10 protein-coding genes and 2 tRNA genes are annotated in these 12030 nt (G+C 67.3%); 4 read left to right on the top strand and 8 right to left on the bottom strand.

Annotation, left to right across the window (positions count from 1 at the left end; genetic code table 11):
• Positions 1–17: 17 nt before the first annotated feature.
• From argH to ACZLIB_RS15620, 4 genes are read left to right on the top strand one after another with little or no spacing between them, the layout of a single operon-like run.
• Complete coding sequence (argH, locus tag ACZLIB_RS15635) at positions 18–1313, top strand: argininosuccinate lyase (RefSeq protein ID WP_049461415.1); 1296 nt, start codon at positions 18–20, stop codon at positions 1311–1313.
• Positions 1313–1576: a YciI family protein gene (locus tag ACZLIB_RS15630; protein WP_032129404.1), complete on the top strand. Its 264-nt coding sequence runs from the start codon at positions 1313–1315 to the stop codon at positions 1574–1576. The genes argH and ACZLIB_RS15630 overlap by 1 nt, the downstream gene beginning before the upstream one ends.
• An 11-nt stretch (positions 1577–1587) precedes the next feature.
• Positions 1588–2745 (top strand): glutamate 5-kinase, encoded by a 1158-nt coding sequence (gene proB / locus ACZLIB_RS15625; RefSeq protein WP_180866279.1) that lies wholly within the window; start codon positions 1588–1590, stop codon positions 2743–2745.
• Complete coding sequence (locus ACZLIB_RS15620; protein ID WP_478468076.1) at positions 2742–4013, top strand: glutamate-5-semialdehyde dehydrogenase; 1272 nt, start codon at positions 2742–2744, stop codon at positions 4011–4013. Before proB ends, ACZLIB_RS15620 begins: the two co-directional genes overlap by 4 nt.
• A 137-nt stretch (positions 4014–4150) precedes the next feature.
• Here ACZLIB_RS15620 and pgaD read toward each other — a convergent pair whose 3' ends face one another.
• The 8 genes from pgaD to cydX all read right to left on the bottom strand — a co-directional run bounded on the left by pgaD (position 4151) and on the right by cydX (position 12026).
• A complete protein-coding gene (pgaD, locus tag ACZLIB_RS15615; protein ID WP_032129407.1) occupies positions 4151–4621 on the bottom strand; it encodes a poly-beta-1,6-N-acetyl-D-glucosamine biosynthesis protein PgaD in 471 nt (156 codons plus the stop codon).
• A complete protein-coding gene (gene pgaC / locus ACZLIB_RS15610) occupies positions 4618–5874 on the bottom strand; it encodes a poly-beta-1,6-N-acetyl-D-glucosamine synthase (protein WP_010486660.1) in 1257 nt (418 codons plus the stop codon). Before pgaC ends, pgaD begins: the two co-directional genes overlap by 4 nt.
• A 1-nt stretch (position 5875) precedes the next feature.
• A complete protein-coding gene (gene pgaB, locus ACZLIB_RS15605; protein WP_478468075.1) occupies positions 5876–7762 on the bottom strand; it encodes a poly-beta-1,6-N-acetyl-D-glucosamine N-deacetylase PgaB in 1887 nt (628 codons plus the stop codon).
• 1 nt (position 7763) lies between these two features.
• Complete coding sequence (pgaA, locus tag ACZLIB_RS15600) at positions 7764–9791, bottom strand: poly-beta-1,6 N-acetyl-D-glucosamine export porin PgaA (RefSeq protein WP_478468073.1); 2028 nt, start codon at positions 9789–9791, stop codon at positions 7764–7766.
• Positions 9792–10134: 343 nt separating this feature from the next.
• Positions 10135–11340 carry a CynX/NimT family MFS transporter gene (locus ACZLIB_RS15595; RefSeq protein WP_032129410.1) on the bottom strand — a complete coding sequence of 402 codons (1206 nt, stop codon included), beginning with the start codon at positions 11338–11340 and terminating at the stop codon, positions 10135–10137.
• Positions 11341–11562: 222 nt separating this feature from the next.
• Positions 11563–11639: transfer RNA gene (locus ACZLIB_RS15590), tRNA-Pro, on the bottom strand.
• A 140-nt stretch (positions 11640–11779) separates the two neighbouring features.
• Positions 11780–11856: transfer RNA gene (locus ACZLIB_RS15585), tRNA-Pro, on the bottom strand.
• Positions 11857–11912: 56 nt separating this feature from the next.
• On the bottom strand, positions 11913–12026 hold the full coding sequence (gene cydX, locus ACZLIB_RS15580) for a cytochrome bd-I oxidase subunit CydX (protein ID WP_032129411.1): 114 nt from the start codon (positions 12024–12026) through the stop codon (positions 11913–11915).
• Positions 12027–12030 lie beyond the last annotated feature (4 nt).

Genomic DNA, 12030 nt, shown 5'->3' with positions numbered 1-12030 from the left:
CGTATTCCGGAGCCCCCATGGCAGACCTTCTTTGGCAGAAGCCCGGCGTCGCCGTCGACGCCCAGATCCAGACCTTCCTCGCCGGCGATGACGTGATCCTCGATCGCGAATTCTTCCTGCACGACATCGCCGCCAGCGCCGCGCATGCGCAGGGACTGCAGCACATCGGCATCCTCAGCGCCGATGAACTGGCCGGCCTGCTGCGCGAGCTCGACGTGCTGGCGCAGGACTTCCGTGAAGGCCGCTTCGTGCTGGACACGCAGTACGAAGATGGTCACTCGGCGATCGAAGCGCGCCTGACCGAACGCCTCGGCGATGCCGGCCGCAAGATCCACACCGGCCGCAGCCGCAATGACCAGATCCTGGTCGCCACCCGCCTCTGGCTGAAGGAGAAGCTGCAGCGTGTGGCCCAGCTCAGCGCCGAGGTTGCCAAGGTCGCGCTGGACCGTGCGCAGGCCGAGAAGGATCTGCCGATCCCCGGCTACACCCACATCCAGCGTGCCGTGGTGTCCTCGGCCGGCATGTGGTGGGCCGGCTGGGCCGAGGCCTTCATCGACAACGCCATCCGCGCGCGCGACACCCATGCGCTGGTCGACGCCAATCCGCTTGGCACGGCTGCCGGCTACGGTGTGAACCTGCCGCTGGACCGTGAGCACACCACGGCCGCGCTCGGTTTCGCCCGCATGCAGATCTCGCCGATCTACGCGCAGCTGTCGCGCGGCAAGTTCGAACTGGCCGCGCTGGAAGCGCTGGGCGGCGCCACGCTGGACCTGCGCCGCATTGCCTGGGACCTGTCGCTGTTCACCAGCGCCGAGTTCGGCTTCGTCGCGCTGCCGGCGCAGTACACCACCGGCAGTTCGATCATGCCCAACAAGCGCAATCCGGACGTGATCGAGCTGATGCGCGCGACCCACGCCAGCGTCGCCGCCGCGCGTACCGAGATCGAGCAGCTGCTGTCGCTGCCGTCGGGCTATCACCGCGACCTGCAGTCGTCCAAGGGCGCCATCTTCCACGGCTTCGGTCGCGGCCTGTCGGCGCTGGAACTGCTGCCGGCGCTGCTGGCCAACCTGGAATGGCGCGACGACAAGGTTCGCGCGGCAATCGACTCGGGCATGTACGCCACCGATGTGGCGGTGGAAGCGGCCGTGGCCGGCGTGCCGTTCCGCGAGGCCTACAAGGCTGCTGCCGCCGGTGCCGACAGCGCAGGGCAGGGGCGTACTCCGGAAGGCAGCCTGGCCGCACGCGTATCGCCGGGTTCGGCCGCCGACCTGCGCCTGGACGAACTGCACGCGCGCTGGCAGGCGCTGTCCTGATGGCCGGCACCGTCTACCTGGTGCTGGCCATGCGCCGGCCCGATTTCAACGCCGCCGCCGTGCAGCCGCACCGTGACTTTCTCGATGCGTTGCAGGCACAGGGCAAGCTGCAGCTGACCGGCGGTTTTGCCGATGGCAGCGGTGGCGCCTATGTGCTGTGCAACGTGGACAGCCTGGCGCAGGCGCAGGCCATCGTCGCCACCGATCCGCTGGTGACGATGCAGGCCTCCGCACTGACCGTGCACGAATGGAACACCCGCTGAGAGCCTGACCGATGATCCAGCACGCTGCCCACGTCGCCTCGCCGTTCCCCGAACAAGCGCTGCCGCCGTGGCGGCGTGCGGTGCTGAAAGTCGGCAGCAGCCTGCTGGCCGCCGATGGCGGCGGCCTGTCACCTCGCCACGCGCTGGGCCTGGCACAGTTCGTGTCGGCCAATGTACTGGCCGGGCGTGAGGTGGTGATCGTGTCTTCCGGCGCGGTCGCTGCCGGGCGCGCGATCCTGCCGCGGGCCGATGAGCCGGGCGCAGCGATGGCAGCGCGGCAGGCGCTGGCTGCGCTCGGCCAGGCCCAGCTGATCGGGCTCTGGCAGCGCTTCTTCGAGCGCCCCGTGGCGCAGGTGCTGCTGACCCACGACGACCTGCGCAACCGCCGCCGCTACCTCAACGCACGCGCCACGCTCAATGAGTTGCTGCGGCTGGGCGCGTTGCCGGTGGTCAACGAGAACGACACCGTGTCGGTGGACGAACTCAAGCTCGGCGACAACGACAACCTGGCCGCCACCGTGGCCGCGCTGGTCGATGCCGATGCACTGTTCATTGCCACCGACATCGACGGCCTGTACAGCGCGGACCCGCGCACCGTGGCCGATGCGCGGCCACTGCACGACGTGCCGGAACTGAGTGACGAGGTGCTGGCGATGGCCGGCGGCGCAGGGTCGCGCGCCGGTACCGGCGGCATGCGGACCAAGCTTGAGGCGGCGGCCAAGGCGGGTCGTCTCGGCATCGAGACCTACCTTTTCAACGGCCGCAGCAGCGACGTGGTGCGTGCACTGGCGCAGGACCGCCTGTTCGGCACCCGCATCCACGCCGCGCGCAGCCGCGAGGCGGCCCGCAAGCACTGGCTGCGGCATGCGCCGCTGACCGAAGGCGCGATCGTGATCGATGCCGGTGCGGCACAGGCCATGCGTGAGAAGGGCGCCTCGTTGCTGCCCGGTGGCATCACCGGTGCGGAGGGCGCGTTCCGGCGTGGCGATATGGTGCAGGTGTGCTGGAATGCACCAGAGGGCCGTGTCTGCATCGCCCGCGGTGTCAGCCAGTACGCCGCCGATGATGTGCGCCGGATCGCCGGTCGCCATTCGCGCGACATCGAGGCCGTGCTGGGCTACAACTACGGTGGCAGTGTCGTCCATCGCGACGATCTGGTGCTGCCATGACCGGTTTGAAAGACACCCCGATGAGCGAAATCGAAGCGCAGGCGCGTGCCTGCCGTGACGCGGCCCAGATCGTTGCCGGCCTCGACAGTGCGGCGCGCCGCACGCTGCTGCTGGCAATGGCGCAGGCACTGGAAGTGAATGCCGGGCTGATCCTGGCCGGCAATGTGCGTGACCTCGCCGCCGCGCGCGACAAGGGCGTTGGCAGTGCCATGCTCGACCGCCTGGCGCTGGACCCGGCACGCCTGTTCGCGATGGCCGAAGCCGTGCGTGAGGTCGCCGCGCTGCCCGATCCGGTCGGCCAGATCACCCGCGACGATGTGCGTCCAAACGGCATCCGGGTGCAGAAGGTGCGCGTTCCGCTGGGGGTGATCGCGATGATCTACGAAGCCCGCCCGAACGTGACCGCCGAAGCTGCGGCCCTGTGCCTGAAGGCCGGCAATGGCGTGATCCTGCGCGGTGGTTCCGAGGCGATCCACTCCAACACCGCCATCGCCCAGGCGCTGTCCGGCGCATTGAAGGCCAACGGCGTACCGCCGGCTGCGGTGACCGTGCTGACCGACCTGCGCCGCGAAGCGATGCTGGAACTGCTGCAGTTGCATGAGCTGATCGACCTGGCCATTCCGCGTGGCGGCGAAGGCCTGATCCGCTTCGTCGCCGAGCATGCGCGGGTGCCGGTGATCAAGCATTACAAGGGCGTGTGCCATCTGTTCGTGGATGCCAGCGCCGACCTCGGCAAGGCCATTGACCTGCTGGTGGATGGCAAGTGCAGCCGCCCTGCAGCCTGCAACTCGCTGGAAACGCTGCTGGTGCACCGCGAGGTGGCCGAAGCGTTCCTGCCGCGCGTGGCGCAGGCGCTCGGCGAGCGCGGCGTGCAGCTGCGCGCCGATCCACTGGCGCAGCCGCTGCTGCCGGGCAGCATGTTGGCCACTGAAGACGACTATGCCGCCGAGTTCCTTGATCTGGTGCTGGCGGTACGCGTGGTTGACGATCTCGACGCTGCCATTGCGCACATCCGTGCCTACACCTCCGACCATACTGAAGTGATCGCCACCGAAGACGCCGGCCATGCCGAGCGCTTCATCAACGCACTGCGCTCGGCGGTGGTGATGGTCAATGCGTCCTCGCGTTTCTCCGACGGCGGCCAGCTGGGCCTGGGCAGCGAGATCGGCATCTCCACCACGCGCCTGCACGCGTACGGCCCGATGGGGCTGGAGGCACTCACCGTCGAACGATTTGTCGTGCGCGGTGAAGGGCAGACCCGCAAATAGATCCACGCCATGCGTGGATGCTCTTCGTGGTAGACCCCGGTGCCGACCAAGGTCGGCACCCACCAGAGCGAACGCCGACCAAGGTCGGCATCTACCAAAGCAAGTGCCGACCAGGGTCGGCACCCAGGGCAATCGAGTTACACCACCTCGCGGCGGATGCCGATCGGCCGCGCGTGATCGTCCATGTGCAGCGTGGCGGCCTTGCAGCCCAGCAGGCGCTCGGCCAGCCCGGTGCTGGCCCCCAGGTCGGCGGCCACTTCGTTGAGGCTGGCCAGCGGCCGCGGCAGGCGCCGGTCGTGGCCGCGGAAGCGCGCGCGGTTGTACTCGGCCCAGCCGATCAGCAGTACGCTGGCGCACAGCAGCATCAGCGGCAACGCCACCAGCACATAGGGGTCGAACTGGCTTTGCCGTTCGTACAGCTGCTGCCAGGCCAGTTGGCCGCCGACCAGCCACGACACCAGGGTGACCAGTGGCGCCCACAGGTAGAAGTAGAACCCCCAGAACGCGAGGGTGACGAAGCCCCAGGCGGTGCGCTGGAAGCGTGGTTGGCGATGCGGCTTGCGGATCATCCGCGAGTCGAAGCGGTTGGACGGGCGTTGTGCGTTCATCGGATCCCCCGATCGGGACTGGTCCAGGTGGCGCGCTTGCTGCGACGGCGCAGCAGGGTTTTCGGCAACGCCACCAGGGTGGTGGAAAGGCTGATCAACCAGTACGCCATCGGGTACCAGATGACCCAGAAGTAGTTGCGTCCAATCTGTGTTTCGTAACGACGGTCGATGATCAGGCTGCTGGCGAACTGCAGCAGGCAGACCAGGGCCAGGATCACGCCATGCCACTCCGGCAGCAGGCTGGCGATATGCAGTTGCGGGGGCAGCTCGATGAACTTGCCCAGCGCCCACAGCACCACGATGAACAACATGGTGTAAGCCCAGATCACGCTGAGCACGTACTCCAGCAGTACGCCCCACATGCGCCGCTCCTTCCAGTGCAGCAGCGAGCGTGCGTGGCGCAGCATCACCTCCACGCCGCCCTGGGCCCAGCGCAGCCGCTGCCGCCACAGTCCCTTCAGGGTTTCCGGCATCAGGATGAAGCATAGTGCGTTGGGTTCGTAGCGGATGTCCCAGTGCGCGCGCTGCAGGCGCCAGCTGATGTCGATGTCTTCGGTCACCATGTCATCGGACCACCAGCCGACCTGGTGCAGGGCGGTGCGGCGGAAGCCGGCGATCACGCCGGAGATGGTGAAGATGCGCCCGTACACCCGCTGCGCGCGCTTGATCATGCCGATGATCGAGGAGAACTCGGCCACCTGCAGGCGTCCGAGCAGGGTGGAGCGGTTGCGGATGCGCGGGTTGCCGGTGACCGCGCCGACCCGGTTGCCGCTGACCAGGTGCCAGATCATCCAGTGCAGCGCGTGTTCTTCCAGCATCGCGTCGCCGTCGATGCACACCAGGTATTCCGAGCGTGCGGCGAGCGCCCCCATGCGCAGCGCATTGGCCTTGCCGAGGTTGCGGTCCAGGTGCAGCACGCGCAGCCGTGGGTGCTTTGCCGCCAGGGCGTCCAGCCGCGCACCCGTGTCGTCGCTGCTGCCGTCGTCGATGGCGATCACCTCATAGTCGGCCGGGTAGCGCTGGGCCAGCGCCGCGCCGAGTGTGTCGTCGAGGTTTGCCGACTCGTTGTGGCAGGGAATCAGCAGGCTCGCGAACGGTGGATCGACCATCAGCGGCGGGTCGTTGCGTGGGCGCGAATGGCGTTCGCGCCGGAAGTAGTAATACAGGCCGCCCGACATCCAGAAGAATGCCATCACCATCGGGTAGTAGAAGGCGAACTGGAACAGGACCTGCAGCAACGGATGCATGTCCATGTCACTTCTCCGGGTACGGGAAGTTGCCGGCGGACATTGCCGCGCGGGCATCGCGGGTGGAGGGCTGGTCGGCGATGAAGTCGTCCGGGTACCAGGCGAAGTGGTGCACGCCCTGCGCCTGCAGCTGGCGGATCTGCGCGCGCAGGCGCTCGGCGGGAATCGGTTGCCCGCTGCGCCAATCGACGGTCTGCAGTTCGAACAGGGTGTGCTGCAACTGTGGGTCATGTGCACGCACCGCGGCCAGCAGCTGGTCGAGCCAGCGCTCCGGATGCTTGCTGCCTTCCATCCACGGCATCGCCATCAGTGCGGTCTGGTCGTAGGCCTTGTTGAACAGGTCCAGGCGCTGCGCGAACCAGGCTTCGCTCTGCGGGCGCAGCACCGGCTCCGCGTACAGGTTGCGCACCGTGGCCAGCTTCGGCCGCCAGCGCTGCGCGCTGTTACGCAGCGCCAGGGTGAAGTCGATCAACGCCTGCGTGCGTGCGCTGCCCCCATCGCCGGGCGCCAGCGTGGGCAGCTCGGTGTCGCGCAGATAGCCATCGTCATGGAACAGCAGGCCCTCGAAGTAGGAGTTGACCGCCAGATCCTCGTAGATGTCGAGCATGACCTGGCGCGCCTGGGGATTGGTGAAGTCCAGCCGGTACATGCCATCGGCATCGCCGTTGCGGATCGCCAGCGCCTTGCGCTGCACCGGGTCGGGCAGCTCGAAGCCGAGTACCGGCAGCCATGCGTAGACCTTCACCCCCGCACGCGATTTCAGTTGCCAGGCGACGCGACTGAACAGGTCCGCGCGCATCGGCATGTGGCGGTTGGGGAAGTACAGTGCATCGGCGGTGTTGTTGCCGTCCGGATCGGCGAACGCCTGCAGGTAGACGTGCGTCGGTGCGATGCGCTTGACCCGCTCGATCAGTGCATCCAGATTGCGCGCCTGCTGTGCGGGCTCCGGGTCGTAGACATCATCCAGGTCGATCTGCAGGGCACGGATGCCATCGAGTGCGACGTCGCGGCGCAGCTCGTAGGCCAGCCCTTCCACGGTCGGGTTGTCGCTGACCAGGAAGCGCGCCAGGCCATGCAGGTCGCTGGCCACCGGCGTGCTGCGGCCCTCCAGATCGAAGGACACCGGCATGCCCAGCTGCTCGGCGATGTCGTTGCTCAACTGGTTGTAGGCCGCGTATGGCCAGACGATGGCGCGCGGGCGCACGCCCAGATGCTGCTCGATGCGCTGCACGCTGCGCGAGAGATCGGCGCGCAGGCGTTGCGCGTACTGCGCCTCGCTCTCATAGCTGCGCGTGGCGGGGTTGTAAACGCGGGTCACGACAGCCGGGGTGGAGTTCCCCTGTGGGTTGGCGAGCACCCCGTGGTGCAGGTCGTCGGTATGGCTGGCCACTTCGATCAGGCCGCTGTCGTGCATCTGCTTCAGCTGTGCCCAGGTGATGAAGTCGTCGCGGCCGAACGGCCGGTAGCCATAGTCGATGGTGCGGCCAGGTGCCATGTCCACGTAGTCGGTGATCACCGCCACCAGCGCCGGATAGCGGTAAGCCTGCAGCAACGGGAAGGCTTTGTCGTAGACGCTGCGCAGGCCGTCATCGAAGGTCAGCAGCACCGGTTTCGGTGGCAGCGTGGCGCGTCCCCGGGAGGCGTCGATCACCTGCGACAGCGACACCGGGTGGTAACCGTGTGCCCCCAGCCAGTCCAGATGGGCGGCGAAGTTCTGCGTGCTCACCGCATAGGTATCGGCATCCCCCTTGGCTGCGACCTGGTCGCGGATGTCGTGGTAGCTGAGGATCAGCAGGCCGTTGTCGATCGCATCGAGATGCAGGGCCTGCTGCGCGAAGGCCGGCGGCGCAGCCGACAGCAGCAGGAGCACGATCAGGCGCAGGATGCGGGTCATGTCAGTCTCCCCAGCGCAGTGCGGCTTCGAAGCCGATATGGCGTTCGCGATGGCCGTCGTAGACCGGCCGCGACCAGCGCACGCCATACTCGAACACGCGGCCCTGGCCCAGCTGCCACTCGTGCATGTATGACACCGACGGCACCAGTGCACTGCGGAAGCCGTCCTGCCAGTAATCGCCCAGCGAGACGGTCAGCCGGTGGCGGAAGTGGCGTTCGTAGTGGCGCCACAGCTGCTGGTCGATGCGCAGGCCGATCTCGACCATGCGATCACGCTTCGGGTTGAAGTAGGGAGCATCATCGCGGCTGCCGCGACTGGTGTAGGCACTGCCCAGGCCATCGATCAACCACCGTGGACGTGTCAGCAGCCGCTGCTCGACGCTGGTGCTGAACAGTTCGCGATGGTTGCCATCGTCGTAGCGGAAGCGGCTGGCGCCGAACATCCAGTGCGTGCGTTCGCTGCGCCGGTAGTCGACCTGCGCGCTGACGCTGTCGGCAGTGATGCCGGCCACGCGCGCCTGCATTGATGCATCCGGATCATTGCGTGCGGCGGTCAGTCCGGCATGCCAGTAGTCGTTGAACTGCCAGCCCACGCCGACGCGCAGGCCGGTATCACCGATGTGGTCGTTGGCGCGCAGCACTGCAGCTTCCGCATCCAGACGGCCGAATCGGTAGCGTACGCCCGCGCCCAGCCACAGCGGGTCGATGCGCTGGTCCTGGAAATCGACCGAGCGCCGGTCAGCGAAGGCGAACAGCCGCCAGCGATCGTCGAGTACGGGTGTCTGGACTTCCATGCCATAGCGGCGGTCGTCGTTGCCCAGTGGCGAGGTGCCACCACCGCCGGAACTGCGTCCGATGTCGGTCCATGCCTTCAGCTGCCAACCGCGGTGCGCGCGCCAGGCCTGGTCCATGCGTTCGACGGCGGGCTGGGTGGGGTAGCGCGCGACCAGATCGTCGTGCAGCGGTCGCGCCAGGTCATCGCGCTGCAGGGCGACGTAGGCTTCCTGCATGCCCAGCCGTGGCTCGATGTCGCGCGGGTCCAGCGCATGCGCCATCTGTTGCCGTTGCAGCGCCCTGCGTGGCCAGCCGCGCATCATGTACACGCTGCCCAGCGCGCTCTGCAGGCCGCCGTTGCCCGGTGCGATGTCGACCATCGATTCCAGATCGCGCTGCGCGGTGGGCAGGTCACCGCTGTAGGCGCGCACCATCGCCAGGTTGAGGTCGGCTTCGTAGCGCGACCAGTTTGGATACGGCGACTTGCCGTTGCTCCAGCGCCAGGCAGGTTCCTTGTCGCGCCACGCCTGCAGCAGGTCGACGGCCTTTTCCTGCTGCTCGCTTTCCAGGTAGGCGTAAGCCAGTTCCGAATGCGAGGCGTCGCGCGTCGGATCGCCTGCGACGGCCGCCTGCAGCACCGGAATGGCTTCTTCCGGATGCAGCGTGCCCATCAGCGAATCGCCGACCGCAGGCAGAACATAGTCGGGCAGGGCATGGCCTTCAGCCTGCAGTGCGCGGGCTTCCTCTCGCACCTGCGCATGGCGGCCCAGCCGGTTGAGCAGGATCAGCCGGTCCATGCGGATGCGCAATGGCGCCTGCACAGGTGGGGTGCCTTCGCTGCCCAGATAGCGCTGCATGCGCGCCAGGGTCGATTCGGCTTCTTCCAGCCGGCTGTCTTCGCTGCTGCTGTAAGCCAGGCTCCAGACCACCAGCTTGGCCAGGTAGTCGCCTTCGATGCGTTGCTTCTGAGCAGCGTCGAACAGTTGCGGGCGCTGCTGGTACAGCTCCCAGGCGCGCCAGGCATTGCCGATGTCGCCCAGGGTCAGGACGCGCAGCTTGAACAGCAGGTCGTCGTTGGGCTGCTGCTGGCTGGCGCGCTCGATCGCGCCGAGCGCATCCAGCCAACGGGCCTGGTCGCGGTAGCGGCCGATCTCGGCCAGGGCCGCCTCGCGGTCAGGCGGGGCAGCGCTGCTGGCCCAGGCCAGGGCGGTACAGGCAAGGCCGACGCAGAGCGCCAGCCGGCGGTGGACAACCATTGGGGACCCCCTTGGCTTCCGAACCAGACAACCTGAAAAATGTGACGCACATCACATGCCAGATTTTGGGATGGCCGTGGCCTGCGTCACTCCCCTCGCGAACTCCCATCCAGCAGGGATGGGCGAAACCAGGACAGCGACCTGCAATGTCTTGTCTGAAACGAGAGTCCCCCGCACACCGAGTGGTGGCCTGGGCGGCGCTGCCGCCCCCATGCCCGATGCCGGCACGCGGCAAGGATGGGCATTCGTCGGCACTATCCGCCCGGAATTGTCAGCCCGGCGTCAAAATGCGCAGACGGGCTGACGAGCGGTAGGTGGGGCCGGTTGCGAGGCCCCACGTGGCTTACCAGAGGTCTTCCAGCTTGCGCGGCTTGCAGGCCACCCAGGAGGCGCACAGCATCAGGGTGGCGCAGCCGAACAGGAAGCTGAATGGGATCGTCCAGCCGTCGCTGACGGTGTGCAGCCAGCCGACCAGGAACGGCCCCAGGCAGCTGAAGCTGTAGCCCACGCCCTGCATGAACCCGGACAGCGCGGCCGAGCCGGTGGGGGTGCGGGTGCGCAGGTTGATCAGGGTCAGCGCCAGCGGGAAGGTGGACGGACCGACGCCGAGCAGGCAGGCCCACAGCAGCGGCGCCTTCATCGGGGCCACAAGCAGGCCGGTGAAGGCGATCACGAACGAGAAGAAACCGATCAGCACCAGCGGGAACGGGTTCTGCAGGCGCACCGCCATCGACGGAATGACCAGCGACGGCAGCAGGCCCAGTGCCGAGAACACGGCGACCATCACGCCGCCGAACGCGGGCGTGCCACCGGCCTCGACCACGATGCGCGGCAGCCAGGTGAACATCGAATAGGTCATCAGCGAGGTCATGCCGAACATGAGCGTCATGCTCCAGCCCAGCGACGTGCGCCAGACCTTGCCGTGCGGCTGTGCGGTGGGATCGGTGGCGTCGGCCTGCGGCTTCGGTGCGCGCCTGGCCAGCAGCAGCCACGGCAGGGCGGCGGCCAGCGCCAGCAGCGCCCACATGCCCAGCGATACGCGCCAGCCCGCAGCATTCGCCACCGGCACTGCCAGCAGCGCCGGCAGCATCGTGCCCAGCTGCAGCACGCTGATGTACAGCGTGCTCATGGTGCCAACCTTGTTGGCGAAATAGCGCTTCACCAGCGGCGGCACCACCACGTTGCCGATGCCCATGCCGGCCAGTGCAACCACCGAACCGAGCAGCAGCGTGCCGACGTTGCCGGCGCTGGAACGCAGCAGCAGGCCGGCCATCGCCATCACCATCGCCAGCAGCGTGGTGCGTTCCAGGCCCAGGCGCCGCGCCAATGCCGGCGTGGCCACGCCGAACAGCGCGAACGAGGCGGTCGGCAGCATGCCCAGCACGCCGGTCATGGTGGTGCCGAAGCCGAACTGCTGGCCGAGCACGTCCAGCAGCGGGGTGATCGAGGTGACCGCAGTGCGCAGGTTGACCGCTGCCAGCAGGATCGCGGCAAACGCGAGGACACGGCCGTGCAGCAGCGACGGCGAATCGGAAGGGGAGGAACTCATCGGTGGTCCTTGCAGGTGTCGCACGCCGCAGCAACGGCATGCAGCGCCGGCATCGGTCTACGCCGAAGCGGCAGGTGGGGGTGGGGGCTGCAGGAGGGCCGGCAGCGCGGCCATTGTACGTGCGCTGCGCGGCAAGGTCCCGTCACGCGGGCGGCCTGGCGCTTGATACAAAAAAACCCGGAGGACAGTGATGTCTTCCAGGCTTCTTGGTGACCACCGAAGTGGTCGGGGAGACAGGATTCGAACCTGCGACCTCTACGTCCCGAACGTAGCGCTCTACCAGACTGAGCTACACCCCGAAGGGAGCCGCCTATTCTAGCGATTCACCCCGATGGCGGCAAGGGGTGAATGCTGTTTTCTTCACACTGCCGAAGCAGTGCCACTTCAGGGAACAAAAAAGCCTGGACGACTTCACCAGGCTTCAATGCGACCACTTGAGTGGTCGGGGAGACAGGATTCGAACCTGCGACCTCTACGTCCCGAACGTAGCGCTCTACCAGACTGAGCTACACCCCGAAGGAGCCGCCTAAGATACCGTGTGAAGGCCCTGTCGGCAACCCTTTTTTACAGTTTCAATGCACGTCGTTGTCGGTGCGGGCGCTTTCGCGCGCTTCGAACCACATCCCGTTGAGGATGGCCACGACCGAGGCCAGTCCGGCACCGAGAATCCAGGCGAAATACCACATGGTC

The organism is Stenotrophomonas sp. 220_Sma (assembly GCF_056487375.1).
The sequence above is the reverse complement of the archived record's forward strand: the minus strand, read 5'-3'. Positions and strand labels throughout refer to the sequence as shown.